General features: G+C 52.9%; 12 protein-coding genes. 4 read left to right on the top strand and 8 right to left on the bottom strand.

The window, feature by feature from the left end:
* Positions 1–53 precede the first annotated feature (53 nt).
* Entirely contained in the window at positions 54–4,658 is a 4,605-nt protein-coding gene (gene gltB / locus AC0YNW_RS12090) for a glutamate synthase large subunit (protein ID WP_475832154.1), read from the bottom strand.
* A gap of 321 nt (positions 4,659–4,979) precedes the next feature.
* Between gltB and AC0YNW_RS12085 the strand changes: the two genes are divergently transcribed.
* Positions 4,980–6,326, top strand: a complete 1,347-nt coding sequence (locus AC0YNW_RS12085) for a stalk domain-containing protein (protein WP_475832153.1) — start codon at positions 4,980–4,982, stop codon at positions 6,324–6,326.
* On the opposite strand, the gene kapB is transcribed toward AC0YNW_RS12085, so the two are convergent.
* The gene (gene kapB, locus AC0YNW_RS12080) at positions 6,327–6,719 is read right to left on the bottom strand and encodes a sporulation phosphorelay system protein KapB (RefSeq protein WP_475832152.1); all 393 of its coding nucleotides are present in this window, start codon (positions 6,717–6,719) and stop codon (positions 6,327–6,329) included.
* Between the two features lie 167 nt (positions 6,720–6,886).
* Here kapB and AC0YNW_RS12075 point away from each other — a divergent pair, with 167 nt between their 5' ends.
* Both AC0YNW_RS12075 and AC0YNW_RS12070 read left to right on the top strand, forming a co-directional pair.
* Positions 6,887–8,002 carry an MGDG synthase family glycosyltransferase gene (locus AC0YNW_RS12075; RefSeq protein ID WP_387469117.1) on the top strand — a complete coding sequence of 372 codons (1,116 nt, stop codon included), beginning with the start codon at positions 6,887–6,889 and terminating at the stop codon, positions 8,000–8,002.
* 91 nt (positions 8,003–8,093) lie between these two features.
* Positions 8,094–9,509: an NAD-dependent malic enzyme gene (locus AC0YNW_RS12070; RefSeq protein WP_387469119.1), complete on the top strand. Its 1,416-nt coding sequence runs from the start codon at positions 8,094–8,096 to the stop codon at positions 9,507–9,509.
* Positions 9,510–9,897: 388 nt separating this feature from the next.
* Here the strand turns inward: AC0YNW_RS12070 and AC0YNW_RS12065 are convergent, their stop codons facing one another.
* A complete protein-coding gene (locus AC0YNW_RS12065) occupies positions 9,898–11,097 on the bottom strand; it encodes an MFS transporter (RefSeq protein ID WP_475832151.1) in 1,200 nt (399 codons plus the stop codon).
* 357 nt (positions 11,098–11,454) lie between these two features.
* On the opposite strand from AC0YNW_RS12065, the gene AC0YNW_RS12060 reads away from it, so the two are divergent.
* Positions 11,455–12,135 (top strand): YqaA family protein, encoded by a 681-nt coding sequence (locus tag AC0YNW_RS12060; protein ID WP_475832150.1) that lies wholly within the window; start codon positions 11,455–11,457, stop codon positions 12,133–12,135.
* A gap of 77 nt (positions 12,136–12,212) precedes the next feature.
* Here the strand turns inward: AC0YNW_RS12060 and AC0YNW_RS12055 are convergent, their stop codons facing one another.
* The 5 genes from AC0YNW_RS12055 to AC0YNW_RS12035 all read right to left on the bottom strand — a co-directional run bounded on the left by AC0YNW_RS12055 (position 12,213) and on the right by AC0YNW_RS12035 (position 18,863).
* The gene (locus AC0YNW_RS12055) at positions 12,213–13,298 is read right to left on the bottom strand and encodes a C40 family peptidase (RefSeq protein WP_475832149.1); all 1,086 of its coding nucleotides are present in this window, start codon (positions 13,296–13,298) and stop codon (positions 12,213–12,215) included.
* Between the two features lie 353 nt (positions 13,299–13,651).
* Positions 13,652–14,569, bottom strand: a complete 918-nt coding sequence (locus AC0YNW_RS12050) for a cation diffusion facilitator family transporter (protein WP_475832148.1) — start codon at positions 14,567–14,569, stop codon at positions 13,652–13,654.
* A 267-nt stretch (positions 14,570–14,836) separates the two neighbouring features.
* Positions 14,837–16,456 (bottom strand): ABC-F family ATP-binding cassette domain-containing protein, encoded by a 1,620-nt coding sequence (locus AC0YNW_RS12045; protein ID WP_387469129.1) that lies wholly within the window; start codon positions 16,454–16,456, stop codon positions 14,837–14,839.
* A gap of 203 nt (positions 16,457–16,659) precedes the next feature.
* Positions 16,660–17,721 (bottom strand): Gfo/Idh/MocA family protein, encoded by a 1,062-nt coding sequence (locus tag AC0YNW_RS12040; protein WP_475832147.1) that lies wholly within the window; start codon positions 17,719–17,721, stop codon positions 16,660–16,662.
* Between the two features lie 38 nt (positions 17,722–17,759).
* A complete protein-coding gene (locus tag AC0YNW_RS12035; protein WP_475832146.1) occupies positions 17,760–18,863 on the bottom strand; it encodes an MBL fold metallo-hydrolase in 1,104 nt (367 codons plus the stop codon).
* Positions 18,864–19,053: the final 190 nt, after the last annotated feature.

Raw genomic sequence — 19,053 nt, 5'->3', positions numbered from 1 at the left:
AAAAATCTCGCAATAGAGTGATTACACTCCACTGCGAGATAGTAAGTTATAACTTATTTACCGCCTGCACGAGCCAGCTCGCGCTTGTTCGCTTCGAACGCGGCAAGCAATGCGTCTCCGCCTTGCAGACCCGTATCTTCCGCTTTGCGAATTTGCTCCAGCATCCGCTTGTAGTCCTTCGGAATCACCTTCACGAATTTCGCCAGCTCTGCATTCCAATTGTTCAGGATGCGTGTACCTACGGCGCTCTCCGTATACTGGACATGTCTTTCGATCATGCCGCGCAGCTCGTTGATATCGGCTTCCTCTTCCAGACGCTCCAGAAGGATCATCTCCAGGTTCGTATGGTTGTAGAAGTCGCCGTTCTCATCATAGACATAAGCTACGCCTCCGGACATGCCTGCACCGAAGTTGCGTCCTGTAGAGCCCAGAATAACTACACGTCCGCCAGTCATATATTCACAGCCATGATCGCCGACGCCCTCGACGACTACGTTCACGCCGCTATTCCGTACCGCGAAGCGCTCGCCCGCAATACCGCGAATATAAGCCTGGCCGCTAGTGGCGCCGTACAAGGCTGTGTTGCCGATAATGATATTGTCTTCTGCAGCGAAAGTCGCCTTCGGCGATGGCGCAACAATTACTTTGCCGCCAGATAGACCTTTGCCGAAGTAGTCGTTGGAGTCGCCTTCAACCGATAGCGTAATGCCCTTCGGTACGAATGCGCCAAAGCTTTGGCCTGCGGTGCCAACGAAGTGATACCAGATCGTATCTTCCGGCAGCCCTTTCGCGCCATAACGGCTCGTCACTTCGAAGCCCAGAATCGTGCCGACTACGCGGTTCGTATTCAGAATCGGGAACGTTCCGCGAACGCTCTCTCCTCTTTCCAGTGCAGGCTTTGCCAAAGGCACCAGCTGCTGCATGTCGATCGACAGCTCCAGGCCGTGGTTCTGCTCTTGTACTTTGTAGCGTTTTGCGCCTTCGGCAACATCCGCTTCGTACAGAATGCCAGAGAGGTCAAGACCTTTCGCTTTGTAATGCTCGGTCAGGTGCTTCGTCTCCAGACGGTCCACACGGCCAACCATCTCTTCGATCGTACGGAAGCCGAGCTCTGCCATAATCTCGCGCATTTCCTCCGCGATGAAGCGAAGGTAGTTCACGACATGGGACGGATCACCCATGAACTTCTTGCGAAGCTCCGGATTTTGCGTCGCCACACCGACCGGACAAGTATCCAGCTGGCAGACGCGCATCATGACACAGCCTAGTACGATAAGCGGAGCCGTCGAGAAGCCGTATTCTTCAGCTCCGAGCAATGCAGCGATTGCAACATCGCGTCCGTTCATCATTTTCCCGTCGGTCTCGATCGTTACGCGGTCACGCAGATTGTTCAGCATGAGCGTCTGATGAGTCTCGGCAAGACCAAGCTCCCAAGGAAGACCCGCGTGACGGATGGAACCCATTGGGGACGCGCCTGTGCCGCCGTCATAGCCGCTGACCATAATAACGTCTGCGCGGCCTTTCGCTACACCTGCTGCAATCGTGCCGACGCCAACCTCGGATACGAGCTTCACATTGATGCGAGCCCGCGGATTCGCGTTTTTCAGATCGTGGATCAGCTCAGCCAGATCCTCGATAGAGTAGATATCGTGATGCGGAGGAGGCGAGATCAGACCAACGCCCGGAGTGGAGCCCCGTACTTCCGCAACCCATGGGTATACTTTCAGGCCAGGCAGCTGTCCGCCTTCGCCAGGCTTCGCGCCCTGAGCCATTTTGATTTGAATCTCGTCGGCGTTCACCAAGTACTGGCTCGTTACGCCGAAGCGTCCCGATGCCACCTGCTTGATCGCACTGCGGCGGGAATCGCCATTGCTGTCAAGCGTAAAGCGTGCCGGATCTTCGCCGCCTTCGCCCGTATTGGACTTGCCGCCGAGGCGGTTCATCGCAATAGCCAGGCTTTCATGCGCTTCCTTGCTGATGGAGCCGAAGGACATCGCGCCGGTCTTGAACCGTTTGACGATGGACTCTACGGATTCCACTTCTTCAATCGGCACGGACTTGCCGTCCTTCTTGAAGTCGAGAAGCGAGCGAAGCGTCAAATGCTTCTTGTTCTCGCCTTGTACCAGACCAGAGAACTTCTTGTACAGCTTATAATCATTCGCACGCGATGCCATCTGCAGTGTATGGATCGTCTGCGGTGTGAACAGATGGTCCTCGCCGTCCTTGCGCCATTGGTAGTCGCCGCCGGAATCCAGTTCCTTCTCAGCGCCCTCCTGCTCCGCGAACGCGCGGTTATGGGCATGCAGCGCCTCCTCAGCAATGACATCCAGACCGATGCCGCCAATGCGGGATTGCGTCCACGTGAAGTACTCGTTGATTACGTCCTCGCGAAGGCCAAGCGCCTCGAAGATTTGCGCGCCGCGATACGATTGGATCGTGGAGATGCCCATCTTGGACAATACCTTTACGACGCCTTTCGTTGCGGCTTTGATATAGTTTTTGACCGCTTTCTCATGCGATACGCCTCTGAGCATGCCTTGCTTGATCATGTCATCCAGCGATTCGAACGCCAGGTATGGGTTGACAGCATTGACGCCATAACCGAGCAGCAGCGCGTAATGATGTACCTCGCGCGGCTCACCGGACTCCAGCATGATGCCGACCTTCGTACGCGTTCCTTGGCGGATTAGGTGGTGATGCAGAGCTGATACGGCCAGCAAGGCCGGAATCGCTGCATTCTCCTTGTCGACGCCGCGGTCGGACAGGATGATAATATTATGACCTTTCGCAATAACGCGGTCAGCTGCCTCGCACAATACAGTCAGCGCGGAGCGAAGCCCCTCTTCGCCTTCGCTTGCCGTGAAGAAGATCGGCAGCGTGATCGACTTGAAGCCCTCGCGGCGAATATGGCGCAGCTTCGCGAATTGTTCGTTGGACAAGATCGGTGTATCCAGCTTAATGTGGCGGCAGCTCTCCGGCTCCGGGTTAAGCAGGTTGCGCTCAGGTCCAATGGTTGTCGCTGTCGACGTAATAATCTCCTCGCGGATCGCATCGATCGGCGGATTCGTGACTTGTGCGAACAGCTGCTTGAAGTAGTTGTACAGGCGCTGAGGACGCTCGGACAATACGGCCAGCGGCGCATCATAGCCCATGGACGCGATCGGCTCTTGGCCGCTTCCCGCCATCGGCTCAAGCACCTTGCGGATATCCTCGAACGTATACCCGAACGCTTGCTGACGGCGCTGTACCGTGTCATGACTCGGATCCGGAAGCTCTGGCGCTTCAGGCAGATCATCCAAATTCACCAGATGCTCGTCAAGCCACTCCCGGTAAGGATGCTCGGCAGCGATAGCCGCTTTGACTTCTTCGTCGGATATAATACGGCCTTGCTCTGTATCGACAAGCAGCATGCGTCCAGGACGCAATCTGTCTTTGTACAAAATGTCTTCAGCCGGAATCTCCACGGTTCCCGCTTCCGAACCAAGAATGATATGGTCGTCCTTCGTCACGTAGTAACGCGCAGGGCGAAGACCGTTGCGGTCCAGCGTAGCGCCGATTTGCGTGCCGTCGGTAAAGCCCATCGCAGCCGGTCCGTCCCACGGCTCCATCAGGGTGCTGTGGTATTCATAGAACGCCTTGCGCTCGTCGCTCATGCTCTCGTGGTTCGACCATGGCTCAGGAACCATCATCATGGCCACATGCGGCAAGGAACGGCCTGCGAGATGCAGGAATTCAAGCGTGTTGTCAAACATTGCCGTGTCGGAACCGTCCGGATTGATGATCGGCTTGATCTTCTCCAGGTCCTCGCCGAACAGCTCGGAGGCGAACAGCGTCTGGCGTGCATGCATCCAGTTCACGTTGCCGCGAAGCGTATTGATCTCGCCGTTATGAATCAAATAATGGAATGGATGAGCTCTCTCCCAGCTAGGGAACGTGTTTGTACTAAAACGGGAATGCACTAAAGCAATAGCAGAGACAACCGATTCATCATTCAGCTCGGTATAGAAGGAACGTACTTGCTCTGTGGTAAGCATGCCTTTGTACACGATTTTTTTGGAGGACAGGCTGGAGAAGTAGAACATGTTGCCGCCTTCTTTGCCTGCATAGCGAATAGCCAGTTCCGCGCGTTTGCGGATGACGTAAAGCTTGCGTTCAAATGCGAGGGTGTCTTTCAATTCAGCGTTTTTGCCAATGAACACTTGACGAACATACGGCTTAACCGCCAGCGCCGATTGGCCCAGCTTCCCATCGTCCGTAGGCACAGTGCGCCATCCGATCATAGTCTGCTTCTCTTCCGCAACAATACTCTCAAGCTCGCGTTCAATCGCCGTGCGGGCAGCTTCGTCTTGCGGCATAAAGATCATGCCGACCGCGTAGTCCCCTTCAGCGGGCAGTTGAATGGCTTCCTTGCTCAGCTCTGCGGAGAAAAACGCATGCGGGATTTGAAGCAGGATACCCGCACCGTCACCGGTGTTCGGCTCACTTCCCTGTCCGCCGCGATGCTCCATGTTCTCTAGCAGAGTAAGAGCCTGGCGGATAACCTTATGCGATTTTTTTCCTTTGATACTGGCTACAAAGCCCATTCCGCAAGCATCTTTCTCGTTCTGCGGGTCATAAAGTCCTTGCTTAGGCGGCAATCCCAAAATATTTTCTTTCATTGTGTGCAACCTTTCTATCAGAAGATTTTTGGGCAAGCAATGTAGAATAACAGGCTTGATCACTTAATTGGCTTCATTTTTGGCTTGAACTATCATAGAATGGTAGGGGGCGAGGCACACCCGCCTGCTCCTTGCCATTCCTCTTGCCATCTACCGTTGCTAAGCGATTATTATATGATTTTAACATCAGGGCAAAACGGAATCAATTTAATATTTTTATAATTGTGATAAGAGTTGTTTGGCGGCGGCGGCTGACGGGTTCTGGGACTAGTGGTGTGTAATCTTTGTTTTCATCTATTTTATCAAAAGGATGTGTGGCAATTGTATAGCAAATTAAGGAATATGTGGAGCCGCGCTGCGATCGCGGCGGTAGTGGCAGGATGCCTGGCTTCCGCCATGACCGCATCGGCGGCTCAGGCACCGGCAGCAGGAACAGCAACAAGCGATACATACGACATTGTCGTGCTGGGCGACTCGCTGGCGGCCGGCTATGAGCTGGGCTTTACGGAATCCTCCGTGCCTTACGGCTATGCGGAGCATGTATACGAGCAAGCTCTGTTCCAAGGCCTCCGGGCGGAGTATACCAACTACGGCATTATTGGCTTGCGCTCCGAAGGGCTTAGCAAATGGCTCGATGCCGCGGCCAAGGGACAAGCAGTGAAGGAAGCCGATATTCAGGCTGGCCTGATTGATCCGCGCGCTGCCGCTATGTTCGGCAAAACGCCTCAGCTTGCGCAGGATCTCAAAGATGCCGAGCTTGTACTTATTACAATCGGCGGTAACGACTTCCTGTGGATGCTGAACGACCTTGGCGTCGAGACGGCATTCAACCAGCTCCCTGCCGACAAGCAGGATCTGTTGAAATCACAGCTAGATGCTCTGCTTGAGAGCTTCGAGAAGCAATTGAAAGCATCGCTGGACACAATTCAGAAGCTTCAGCCTAATGCCGAAATCATGATCGCCAACCAATATCTACCTATATATATCCAAATTCGGGATCAGAAGACATACTTCGTTCCCGACTCTACCGCCAAGTTTTTAACGGATGGCCAAACGCGCCTGCTTGAGCGCCTGCAAGCCGTTGTAGCTGAATATTCGAAGCAAGGCCTGAATGTGAAAATCGCCGATGCTTCCTCCGCCATCGAGAAGGATGCGCTTAAGTTCACCAGCATCCGCGCAACAGATGAAAACGGCAATCCGAAGCCGGATATTCACCCTACCGCTGCGGGATACACAGAGCTTGGCAAAACCTTCTCCGAACCGCTATGGGGAGCTTACAAGACCGTCAAGCCGCGCAAATCCAACGTGCCGATCTCGATCGTCGTAGGCGGCAAGGAGGTCATCACTGACTATGCGCCTGTCATCAAGAAAGGCCGTACGTTCCTCTCGCTGCGCGACGTCACCGATGCGCTTGGTGCGGAACTGCAATGGAACGCAGCTACCTCCACCGCTACGATTACGCTGGAAGACCGGACGGTCGCGATTACGGTAGGGGCCGATACCATTAGCATTAACGGCAAGAGCGAGCCGCTGAACGCAGAGCCCGCGTATCTCCAGCAATTCAGCGGAGAGAAGAAGACATACGTTCCGCTGGCCGCGCTCTCCGACGGACTCGGCTTCCAAGTCGTATACCGCGAAACGTTGAAAACCGCTTTTATCAACCGCTAGTTACTTGTAGTCCTTTTGCAATCCGAGCATCGTCTCAAGACTCTTGGCTGTCCAGCGGTTCAGACGGTCGAGCGACTCGATCTCGGCGGCAACTGCCGCGTGAAGCGACTCCCGGTAATCCGGCACCGCACCCGCGTAGCTTTGCAAATCTCTGAGAAGGACCGTTGTTTTCTCTGTGTAGCTTAAGGCGCGGCGTTCATGGAACATCGCAACATCCGGGTTGTAGGGCTGATGAAGATCACCCTGCTCCGGATGCTTGAGCACCGCCAGCACTTTGACCAGCGCACGCGGTCCGTTAAGCTCCACAACCTCTCCTACATATAAGCCCGAACGGACTTTAGCCTTGACTATATTTCCTACTTCGCAGCGGAATGGTTCTTCATAATTAGTCATCCTGTTACCCTCCTGAATTTAACGTTTTTTACTTCATCCTAAATGAATTCATAAACAAGCATGTGATTACAATGTAAAGGAACGTTAATTTATTGACAAGCAGAACATCCACGCTTGTATAAACCTAACCTGAGAAGTAATATGGAAAGAGAAAAGTAGGTGAGTATATGCGCAAGAAGAGAGTGCTGCTGCTCTCAGAGGGGTTCGGCTCCGGCCATACGCAAGCAGCAAACGCGCTGGCGGTAGGTTTAAAGCAGTTATGCCCCAGCATCTCGGCTCGAGTCATTGAGCTGGGGAAATTTTTAAATCCGGTTATCGGGCCATTAATCGTATCTGCCTACCGGAGAACGGTAAGCTCGCAGCCCAAGATGGTGGGCATGATGTATCGCGGCAATTATAAGAAACCGCTGAACCGTTTTGCACAGCTTGCGCTTCACCGGGTATTTTACACGCAAACTACACAAGTAATCGCTCAGCTTAAGCCGGATCTTATCGTTTGCACCCATCCCGTCCCTAATACCGTCGTCGCAAGATTGAAGCGGCTTGGACTGGATGTTCCTTTATATACGCTTATAACCGATTACGACGCGCACGGCTCCTGGGTCAGCCAGGAAGTGAATCATTATCTCGTTTCTTCCCCCGACGTGAAGCGCCGTCTTGTGGAGAAAGGCGTATTACCGGAGCGAGTGGAGGTAACAGGCATACCTGTTCATCCCAACTTCTGGATTACATACAGTAAGGAAGACATTCGCAAGGAATACGAGCTTAAGGATATGCCGACGGTGCTCATTATGGGCGGTGGCTGGGGTATCTTGTATGAAGACAATGCCTTATCGTACATGACCAAATGGCGTGAGACGACACAGTTAATCTTTTGCGTAGGCTCCAATGAAAAGATGAAAGAAAAGATGCTGGGCGATCCCATGTTCCAGCACAAGAATATCCGCATTCTCGGCTTTACGCGCGATGTTCACAAGCTGATGGAATCAGCCGATCTGCTCGTGACCAAGCCTGGTGGCATGACCTGCACCGAAGGCATGAGCAAGGCGCTCCCGATGCTGTTTTACGAGCCGATACCGGGCCAGGAGGAAGAGAATTGCGAATACTTCATCCAGAGCGGATTCGGCGAGATGCTTAATTCCAATGATACGGTAGACCGGTGGTTCCGACTTATCCATGACAAAGAGGCAGCAACCGCCTTCCGTGAAGGCTTGCTCCAGAAGCGCGCGCTTCAATATGATCCCAAAAAGTGTCCAGAGGCCGTACTGCAGCTCATGCAGTGACGGCTTTGTTTTTCACCGCATCTTTGGGGCATAATTGAAGATGGCTTGATTGATACCGATACTGCACACTTGAAGGGAGATCGTGACAGACATGCAATCACAAATGACAGATGGCAAAACGATTATTCTCAGGCTTGAAATCGACACAGATAAAGCCCAGTTCGGCAAGGCAGCTACCGCAATCGAGCAAGCAAAAGGCGATATCGTCGCCATTGACGTTATACATACTGACAAAAATAAAAGCGTACGGGACTTAACCGTCAAAATTACCGAGCAAGGCGCCTCCGAGCGGTTGACCGAAGCGCTGCGTGCCGTGCCCGGTATTAAGCTGCTTCACATCTCGGACCGTACGTTCCTGCTTCATCTGGGCGGCAAAATCACGATTCAGCCGAAGACACCGATCCAAAACCGTGACGATCTGTCTAGGGTGTATACTCCTGATGTAGCCAGAGTATGCCAAGCTATCCATGAAGAACCGTCCAAGGCGCATACGCTTACGATCAAGCGTAATACAGTAGCCGTGGTCTCTGACGGCAGCGCCGTGCTCGGGCTTGGCAATATCGGGCCATATGCCGCGATGCCTGTTATGGAGGGCAAGGCAATGCTGTTCAAGCAATTTGCCGATGTGGACGCGTTCCCGATCTGCCTCGATACCCAAGATACCGAGGAAGTCATCGCAGCCGTCAAGCATCTCGCTCCCGCCTTCGGCGGCATCAACCTGGAGGACATCTCTGCTCCGCGCTGCTTCGAGATCGAGCAGCGGCTGCGCGAGGAGCTGGATATTCCGGTATTCCATGACGATCAGCATGGAACGGCTGTCGTTCTCTACGCCGGCCTATTGAATGCGCTCAAGCTGACCGGACGCACATTAAGCGAAGCTCGCATCGTGGTATGCGGCATTGGCGCCGCAGGAACTGCCTGCACGAAGATGCTGCTCGCTGGCGGCGCACGCAATGTGATCGGCATCGACCGCCCGGGCATTCTGTCTGCGGATGAGACGTACGATCATCCGATGTGGCAATGGTATGCGCAGAACACCAATCCGGAGCGCCGCAAGGGCGGACTGAAGGAAGCGCTGGAGGGAGCGGACGTGTTCATCGGCGTATCGGCTGGCCGCTTGCTGACTAGAGAACATGTCGCAAGCATGGCGCCTGATCCGATCGTATTCGCTATGGCGAATCCGGAGCCGGAAATTCGTCCCGAGCTGATCGAGGATATCGTCGGCGTCATCGCAACCGGGCGCTCCGACTATCCGAATCAGATCAACAACGTGCTTTGCTTCCCTGGCATCTTCCGGGGGGCGCTCGACAGCCGCGCTTCCGAGATCAACGAACCGATGAAGCTGGCGGCAGCCGAAGCGATCGCCTCCGTCATCAGCGACGAGGAGCTGAACCGCATGTACATTATCCCAAGCGTGTTCAACGCCAAAATCGTAGAGGAAGTCCGGCGCAGAGTCGTAGCCGCCGCCCAGCAAAGCGGCGTATCCCGCCGTCAGCTGCGCGACTAGCTGAGTTGGGTGCCGGCTCCAGCTCGTTTGGGAGCGTTTAAGTCGGCGTGATCGACTTAATTAGGACGAGGCGGCTCGTTCCGAGCGTTTAAGTCGGTACTACCGACTTAATTGAGCCAAACTAACTTAGAAAGAGCATTAAGTCGGTGTGACCGACCTAATTAGGACGGGACAGGTCATTGCGAGCGTTTAAGTCGGTATGATCGACTTAATTGAGCGCTATCCCAATCCTCGGAACAAATTACTTGCATCATAATAGTAAAAAGAACCATATCTTCATGATAGGGAGTAAACTCTCTCCATGAAAAATATGGTTCTTTTTCGTTTCAGTATGCTGTTTCAATCAAGTAAGCATTAATCAAGTAAGCCATAGAACATATCCCAGTTGCTACGAGCGGGCCATAGACCGCTCCCGCCTTCGCTTCATCCAGACGATCATGCCTGTACCGGCCATAATAACCCCTGTCGCTACGAAGATCGAGTGGATGCCGAGGAATAGTCCCAGCAGACCGCCGAGCAGCGGCCCCAGCATGGAGCCGAACTGATTGGCGCTGGCTGTCAGGCCGAAAGAGCGGCCCCGGAACTGCTCGTCCGTATTTTGCACCATCAGCGTGTTGATGATTGGGACGATACCTGCCATGAACAACCCGAACACAAATTGCACGAACGCGAACAGCCATAGCGCTTCTACAAAATACTGCACACAAACTACCGTCCCTGCGGTCAAGAGACATAGGATCAAGATCCGGTAATGTCCCTTCCGCTCGCCCAGCCTCCCCCAGATCGGCGACGCGATAATGCCAGCGATCCCGATCAACGACAGGACAAGCCCTGCCGATAGAACCGCTCCCTTCTCGCCGCCTTTCAGGTCCGCGATATGGAGAGACAGCAGCGGCTGAATCATGTTCAGCGATAATTGAAACACAACGAGGATAAGCAGCATATGAATGAGCGTCCGATTGCGGAACGCCATCCGGTACGTTATCGGCTGCTTGTCCTTTGTGTTCGCCTGCGTCTCCCGGCTCCTGTCTTCCTTCACCCAGAAGATAACGGCAAGCGCCGCCGCAAAGATAATAACGGCTGCCACGATGAACGACCTGCGCATGCCGAAGGCTTCGGCAAGCAGTCCGCCGAACAACGGGCCGAGGATTCCCCCCGTCATCGTGCCCGCTTGCATCATGCCGAGACTCCAGCCCAGCTTCTCTTTCGGCGCGATCATGGCGACGATCGACATAGAGGCCGGAACGAACCCGCCGACGAAGCCATGCAGCATCCGAACACCAACAAGCTGCCAAGGCGTCTGTACGAAAGCGATCAAGGCATATATGATCGCCAGACTAAGTCCTGCCCGAATCACCATCTTGCGCTTGCCGAACTTGTCCGCAAGCATCCCCCACAGCGGTGCCATGACGGCACCAACCAGAAAAGCTGAGGAATGGACAATCCCCGCCCACAAATTAACGGAGCTTTTATCCACGCCGAGGTCATACAGAAACAGGGGCAGGAACGGCACCGACATCGTATAGCTGGAGCTGCAGAACAGGACGCCGAACCATAAAATCCACATCGTTCTTTTCCAGGATTGCACGTGATGTCACTCCCCTCATGCCAAAAAACCGCACTAAATCCATCCGAACGAATGCGCGTCATGTACCACTATACGCCTACTCCTGTACGAGTTCAAAACGCGAACAGGGGAGCAAAGCTGAGGAAACGGCGGGGAAGTTCCACTTATCGCATAAGAATGCGTCTAAAACCCAAAAAAAATATTGAAACCAGTGATCGCGCGCCACGTAAGTTAACTTATGGGCGTTGTTATGCCATCATGATCAGCCTGTGAAAACGCCATCATAGCGTCTGTGACCTGCGTCCTATATAAAAGGCGACGACTACTCAACTGTATGCTATACTTAGCAGGTATGTTGAACAAAAAGGAGCCTACCTCATGTTTCAAGCTTTTATTGATTTTCTGAAGGATTACGGCCCCTTGGGATTGTTCGTTCACTCCTTTCTCGACGCGGTCATTTTTCCGGTCCCCGCTTTTTTCTTGCAGGTATCGCTAAGCATTATGAATCCGTCAACGGCATTATGGCTTGCTACTGTCGGATATATCGCCTGCCTTATCGGGACACCGGTCGGTTACTATTTGGGCAAAATTATGGGCAAATCCGTTCTCTACCGGTTTATTAAGACAGAATGGATCGACGCCGCGACAAGCCGGTTCCAAAAAAACGGTGAAGCTGCCATATTGATAGGTTCCTTTACGCCAATTCCGTTTAAAGTATTTACGATTTTATCAGGCGCCTTGAACTTTCCGTTATGGCGGCTGATCGGCTACGCAGCGATAGGGCGTGCGGTCAAGTTTTACGCAGTAGGCGCATTGTTCTACTTCTATGGTCGGGCGGCAGAATCAATGGTGAAGGATGTATCGCTTTATACCTTTGTTATCGCCGTACCGTTGATTGCTATTTTTCTATTCGTTCGCAGCAGAATCCGCAAGAAGAAGCAGTTGAAGCAAGAGGCTGAGGTTCAACCGGCAGACGAGAGCCAGAAGGTAACCGAGCGTCAACCAGCTATTGAGCGCCAGACCGCGGCTACCGAGCTAAAAAACGACATATCCTCATAATAGCTAAAAAGCTATCCCTCCATCTCCACGTAGAGATGAGGGATAGCTTTTTTTATTGCCGACTGGCGTGCCTGCTCTTAAAGCGCACTACCTCCAAACAGGAAGCGATGCTCCCAATGCGTGCCTTTGATCGAATTTGTTTTTACCCCGCCGCTTTCTTTGGAGTACGTGTGCAGGATTTTGCCGTCTCCCAGATAGATGCCGACATGTGTAATGCGAGCAGTAGATTTATTAACGCCGCTGTATGAGGATGCGCTTGTCCCTTTGTAGGACATGAAGAACATCAGATCGCCGCGCTTCAGGTTGTTGATATTGGTTGTTGTGTTGCCTTTCTTCTTCACATAGTCGCCTTGCTGGCGAGAATCTGCCGGGAGCGTGATGCCAAGTCCATCGATGAACGCTCTTCTTATAAAGGCGGAGCAGTCGAAGGTTTTCGTAGAATTGCGGTTCGAACCGAACTCATACGGCGTGCCCAGGTACTTCATGCCAGCCGATATAACCTTCTCAACAGATGCATTAGAGGAAGGCGTGGAAGGCTTGGTCGCCGTGTCTCCGCTCGAGCTGCCGCCAGAGCCGTTCGACCCTGTATTCGTCGAACCGTTGCCAGTGCCTGCTGTATTGCCTAAGGAAAGGTATTGCGACTGTGTTGACACATAACCTTTTACACCGTTCGAATCGAGAACCTCATACCAGCTGTTGCTGGCTTTGCCCAATACCCGAACTTGCTCGCTGGTTTTCAGATAACGAATGCGCTTGGCGGAAGTTGTCGGACCTTCGCGGAACGAAACGGATTTTTTCACAACAGCGTTCATGGCCGGAACAGCTTCCGACGAGGAACCGGAGTTCGAAGAGGAAGAATCGGAAGAACCATTCACATTCGTATATTTGGACGAGGAAGAAATATAGCCTGTTTTGCCGCTAGTATCGCTCACCTTGTACCAGCCGCTGCCCGCTTCCTCGATGATGCTCACATTTTCGCCTTTCTTCAGCATGCGGATAACCGTGCTGGAAGCCGATGGGGCCGTACGCATGTTAACTCCCCAGATCACTTCAGCCGACTGCGCGGCATAGGCTGCCGGTGCCGGGATCACCACTGCGGTGCCAAGCAACAATGCGGCCGATATCGTCGCCGCAGCGACTTTGTGCTTCATGGTGTATTTCATTCAATACGCCTCCTTGTATGATGATTGCTGTGCCGGTGTTCGGCGTGTACAACAACCATTGTAAGTTTGGCGTCTCCATGCAAGCATCGACCGTTGTTCCTAAATGGGGGACTAGCGAATTGGGAGTATAGAATTACCCAAAAATGCTAAGAGAAAATTAATAAAAGGCGCCTCCATCCATGGAGACGCCTTCCTTTTTTACTTTTTCCAAACCCTGCTTGCTTAGAGCCTGTTGGGCTAAATACCAACTATGAGAATTCTCATAAAGATTAGGGTTCTCTCATACACCTAATAGGACTAAAGACTCAATTTTGAATCACAAAATAAAATTTGGTCCTATTTACCAAGCGGCCTTAGCGGCCTTCCGGTAGTGGATTTAAGCCATCATTGGCAGCATTATGGTCCTGCTCGAGCGGCTCAACATGAACATGAACACCCATAATATTGTGCTTCCGACCCATTCTTCGTTCAATTTCATCGCAGATCCGGTGACTCTCAATCAAGGATAATTCGGGATCTACCAGCACAATGACGTCCACCAGCACATTGCTCCCGTGAATTCTGGCCTTAATGTCCTTAATTGCGATAACGCCTTTGGTCTTGGCGATGGTCGCCCGCAGCGTCGTAAGCTCCTTCTCGTCGAAGCCGTCGGTAAGCGCATGGGTCGAACTGTAGAAAATGCTCCACGCTGTCTTGCATATAATAAGGCCGACGAGTAGCGCCGCAACCGGGTCCAGCCAGGGCATGCCGAATTGGGAGCCGATAATGCCGACCGCCGCCCCGATACTCACCAGAGCATCCGACAGGTTATCCTTGGCCGCAGCCATCAGCGCCTGGTTATTAATCTTGCGGGCCAGACGGCTATTGTACAAGTAAACCGCACCCATACATACGGCTGAAAATAGAGCTACCCAAGCTGTAATCATATTAGGTGTCGTGTGCTCGGCTGCAATAATCGATCTTACGGCGGTAATAAGGACCTGAATGCCCACCGTCGCCATAATAAAAGACGCAATAAGTGCCGCGATCGTCTCCGCCCGGAAGTGGCCGTACGGGTGGTCTTTGTCGGGCGGCTTCTGCGAAATGCGCAGCCCCACCAGCACCGCGACGGAAGCCACGATATCCGTTAAGTTATTGTAGCCGTCTGCTACAAGCGCTCCTGATATGAACCAATAACCAATTGCCAGCTTCAAGGCCGATAGGGCGACATAAGCAGCTATGCTTACCCAAGCACCCTTCTCGCCTTCCTTAATATCCTCATACTGTGTCAAAATGCCAAGCCTCCTGCCAATCTCTTCAAAACGTCTCTCGATATCATACCCGAGCAGTGCCGTGTGGGTCTAGAGAAACAGTGTTGACCTTATGCGAGCTTTTATGCCTCAGGGCAAAAGAGTGAGACAAGGGCCAGAATCGGGAGCTGCCCGTTGGGACCGATGCAGTCTCCGTTAGAATGGACGCAATGGATGCGAATCATTCCCATTCCGCGCAAAAAACCGTCCCGAATAATAGCTTCGGGACGGTTCATGTTTGAGCAAATTTTAGACCGAGTACATACGCTCGCGAATCGCTTTCACTTCCGCGCTCTCCAGGTACTCGTCGTACGTCATCATACGGTCGATTACACCATTCGGCGTAAATTCGATAATACGGTTGGCAATCGTCTGAACAAACTGATGGTCATGCGATGTGAACAAGATCGTGCAATCCGTATCGATCAAGCCGTTGTTGAGCGCTGTAATGGACTCCAGATCCAAGTGATTCGTCGGTTCATCCAAAATGAACACGTTCGCGCCTTCCAGCATCATCTTGGACAGCATGCAACGGACCTTCTCGCCGCCGGACAGAACGCTTGCTTTCTTCATCGCTTCATCGCCAGAGAACAGCATACGGCCTAAGAAACCACGAAGGAATGTCTCATCCGGATCTTTGGAATATTGGCGCAGCCACTCCACCAGATTAAGGTCAACACCCTCAAAATAAGCGGAGTTATCCTTAGGGAAATATGCGCGAGTCGTTGTCACGCCCCACGAATACGTGCCAGCCTCCGGCTCCAGCTCGCCGGCAATCAGTTGGAAGAACGTCGTCTTCGGCAAGCTGTTCGGGCCGACAAAAGCGATCTTGTCGCCTTTGTTGATCGTAATCGTCAGGTTATCGATGAGCTTCTCGCCTTCGACCGACTTGGACAGGCCATCTACAAGCAACAGCTGCTTGCCCGCTTCACGCTCGCCTTTGAACAAAATAAACGGGTATTTGCGGTTCGACGGACGAATATCGTCCAGTGTAATTTTATCAAGCAGCTTCTTACGCGAAGTTGCTTGCTTCGACTTCGATTTGTTGGCGCTGAAACGTTGAACAAACGCTTGCAGCTCCTTAATTTTGTCTTCCTTCTTCTTGTTCTCCGAACGCATGAGCGAGAGAGCAAGCTGGCTGGACTCGTACCAGAAGTCGTAGTTGCCTACGTACATTTGGATTTTGCCAAAGTCAATGTCCGCAATATGCGTACATACCGTATTCAAGAAGTGACGGTCATGGCTGACTACGACTACTGTGCCTTCATACTTCGCGAGGAAGTCTTCCAGCCAGCGGATCGATTCAATATCCAAGTGGTTGGTAGGTTCGTCAAGCAGAAGTATATGCGGCGTACCGAACAAGGCTTGCGCCAACAGGACGCGTACCTTCTCGTTGCCGCCCAGCTCGGACATCAGTTTGTCATGCAGATCCGTTGAGATACCAAGTCCGTTCAGCATCTCTGCCGCCTCGGATTCCGCTTCCCAGCCGTTCATATCTGCAAATTCAGCTTCAAGCTCGCCCGCGCGCATGCCGTCTTCATCCGTAAAGTCAGCTTTCGCGTAGAGCGCGTCTTTTTCCCGCATCACTTCATACAGCTTCTTATGGCCCATAACGACCGTCTCCAGCACTTTGAAGCTATCGTATTCGTAATGGTTCTGCTTCAGTACGGCAAGGCGTTCGCCTGGCGTAATATGAACTTCGCCCGAGGATTGCTCCACTTCGCCAGAAAGGATTTTGAGGAACGTAGACTTGCCCGCCCCGTTCGCTCCAATCAAGCCGTAGCAGTTGCCCGGCGTAAACTTGATATTGACATCTTCAAAAAGCGCGCGCTTCCCAAAGCGAAGCGTTATGCCACTTGTGCTAATCATAGTTATTAATCCCGTCCTTCACTACAAAATCGCATTTTCTCGAACTATTATAGCACAGTCTCTTATAGAAACGAACGATGAAAGCGGCTTATATGGAAAAGATAACGGATTTATGCCGCAATTCGGGCTTTCTGTGCAAAAAAACCTCTCCCCGGCATACATACGCGTCAGCCGGCGAAGAGGTTCCTTCAATAAACATAATTTTATATTAGCTCCACTTCATGACCGGTACGGGAAGATTCGTAGATGGCATCCAGAATCCGATTTGTCGTATAGCCTGACGAAGCGTTGGCGGCAGGCTGCAAGCCATCCCGCACGCATTCCACAAAGTGGCGGGCCATCAGGATGCGATCCTCTTCGCCAGCAAACGGCGCAATCTCGCTTTCAGCAACCTCGTTGTTGCGATGTGTCGTATATGTCCCTCTCTCGCCTATGATCGAGATGCCGCCCTTCGTGCCCATCAAATACAGGAACGGCTCCTCCGGCAAGCCAGCCGCATGCGCCGCCCAGCTGACTTCAAGCGATAGCGTCGCCCCGTTCTCCAGCTTGATCAGTGCCGATGCGAAATCCTCTACATTGAAATAGCCGTTCCAGTCGGGCGTACCCCAGCTGCCGATGCCTTCGCGGTTCGGTCCAAACTCCGCGTAAGTCGAACCGTAGACGGATTGCGGCTGCGGATTGCCCATCAGATACAGCGACAAGTCAAGCATATGGACCCCGATGTCAATAAGCGGACCTCCGCCTGCAAGCTCCTTGCGCGTGAACCATGAGCCCCAGCCGGGAATCCCCTTCTTGCGAAGCCAGCCCGTCTTGGCATGATAGATACGGCCAAGCTCCCCTTGGTCCACGATCTCTTTCACTGCACGGCTTAATCCCTTCCATCGCATCTGATGCGCCATCATGAGCACTTTGCCCGATTGCTCCGCCTCCTCGACTATGGAGCGCGCAGCCGCTGAGTCGATGGCCATTGGCTTCTCCAGAAGCACATGCTTGCCCCGTTTTAGCGCCTCTATCGCATAAGGCGCATGAAATTGATTCGGGACGGCTATGACAACCGCGTCCACGTTCTCATCCGCCAGCAGCGCCCACGGGTCGGCGTGAATCATCGCAATGCCATATTGCTCCGCTCTCTGCTGCGACATCGGAAGAGATGCATCCGCAACTGCGGCCACTTCAGCCCCCTCCACCTTGGCGAAGGTTTCGATATGGACGCCGCCAATCCCTCCAGCTCCAATCATGCCGATCCTCAGACTTTGATTTGTCATAGGAAGCCTCCTAATGGAAAATCTCTATCCTTCGCGAATCAAGACGTGGAGTGACCATCCGAGTTCTTCGTGAGCTTCCATGTCTCTCCGAGCGGGAGCACAACGATACGCTCTTCCTCCAGACATCTCCGGCAGCGTTCCGCTTCCAGGCGGTCGAGCGCTTCCCGCGGCGTGTCGTCCGCGAGCTTGAAGGCACCGTAATGCATCGGAACGAACCACTTGGCACCAGTGTCCTCGAATGCCTGCAGCGCCTCCTCCGGCGATACATGCTGCGGGCTCATGAACCATTCCGGCTCATACGCGCCGATCGGCATCAGAGCCACATCGATCTGGAACCGGCTTCCGATCTCCTTGAAGCCGCGGAAGTATCCGCTATCGCCCGCAAAATAAATCGTCGAGGCAGGAACAGCAGGCCGCTCAGACGGTCTGTTCTTCCCTTTCTCCGGCTTCTCTGTCTTCCAATCGGAGGCTGCCGCAGTCTCTTGATACGAAGCGCTCATCACCTGGGCTGTTTCTTCTCTATTATGCGTCTGCATAACGGGGCGGTGAGCGCCCGCCGTCTCCATAACCCAGCCCCCCCAATGAGAGCTGTTCGTATCCCATGGATTACGTCGCGTCCAATGCTGGGAAGGCACGAATGTGAATTTGACGCCTTTGATCGTAACAGACTCCCACCAATGTAATTCCTTGACGCTGCTGAATCCCTTCATCTTCAGCTTGGCGCTCAGTCCTGCCGGCACGAGCAGCTGCCTGCCGCCTGTCAGCCGTCTTAACGATGCGATGCTCAAATGGTCATAATGGGAATGAGAGACAAGCACCACATCTACGGGAGGCACGTCCTCAATGGGAATGCCGGGCGGAGCGAGCCGTTTCTGGAAAGCCATTTGTCCCGACCATACGGGGTCCGTTACAATATTCAATCCCCCCAGCTGAATCAGGAAAGTGGAATGACCGACCCAGGTAATGGACGGAATCTCTCTATTGCCTGTTAGAAAAGGCAAGTCCGGTTCCGCTTGGGGTACCCTATACGAATAATCCTTCAGCTTAAGCTTACGGATTCGTTCTTGACGCCATCTTTTAAATTGCTTTAAGGAATTATGCTGTTCAACCTGATCCTGATTGACATATCTTTTGTTTCTCAAGTTGCGCTTTCCCTCCCTGTTTGCTTGTGGCATACCCTTAAGATAACAAGTCATGGGCATGCATTGCAAATTCCGACGAACAACGCCCTCTCGTATCCAGTCTACTCAGCTTTGCCCTTTCACGGTATCGATTACTGGGATTATCCGCAGCTGTCATGGTATAGTAGAGTAGATGGCATTGTACATGCGT

Source organism: Paenibacillus sp. J31R120, from assembly GCF_056269225.1.
The sequence above is the reverse complement of the archived record's forward strand: the minus strand, read 5'-3'. Positions and strand labels throughout refer to the sequence as shown.

Coding starts and splice junctions, on each gene's coding strand:
- AC0YNW_RS12040 (WP_475832147.1), bottom strand. CDS start 17,721: ATGACAAATCAAAGTCTGAGGATCGGCATGATTGGAGCTGGAGGGATT.
- gltB (WP_475832154.1), bottom strand. CDS start 4,658: ATGAAAGAAAATATTTTGGGATTGCCGCCTAAGCAAGGACTTTATGAC.
- AC0YNW_RS12055 (WP_475832149.1), bottom strand. CDS start 13,298: ATGAAATACACCATGAAGCACAAAGTCGCTGCGGCGACGATATCGGCC.
- AC0YNW_RS12075 (WP_387469117.1), top strand. CDS start 6,887: ATGCGCAAGAAGAGAGTGCTGCTGCTCTCAGAGGGGTTCGGCTCCGGC.
- kapB (WP_475832152.1), bottom strand. CDS start 6,719: ATGACTAATTATGAAGAACCATTCCGCTGCGAAGTAGGAAATATAGTC.
- AC0YNW_RS12045 (WP_387469129.1), bottom strand. CDS start 16,456: ATGATTAGCACAAGTGGCATAACGCTTCGCTTTGGGAAGCGCGCGCTT.
- AC0YNW_RS12060 (WP_475832150.1), top strand. CDS start 11,455: ATGTTTCAAGCTTTTATTGATTTTCTGAAGGATTACGGCCCCTTGGGA.
- AC0YNW_RS12070 (WP_387469119.1), top strand. CDS start 8,094: ATGCAATCACAAATGACAGATGGCAAAACGATTATTCTCAGGCTTGAA.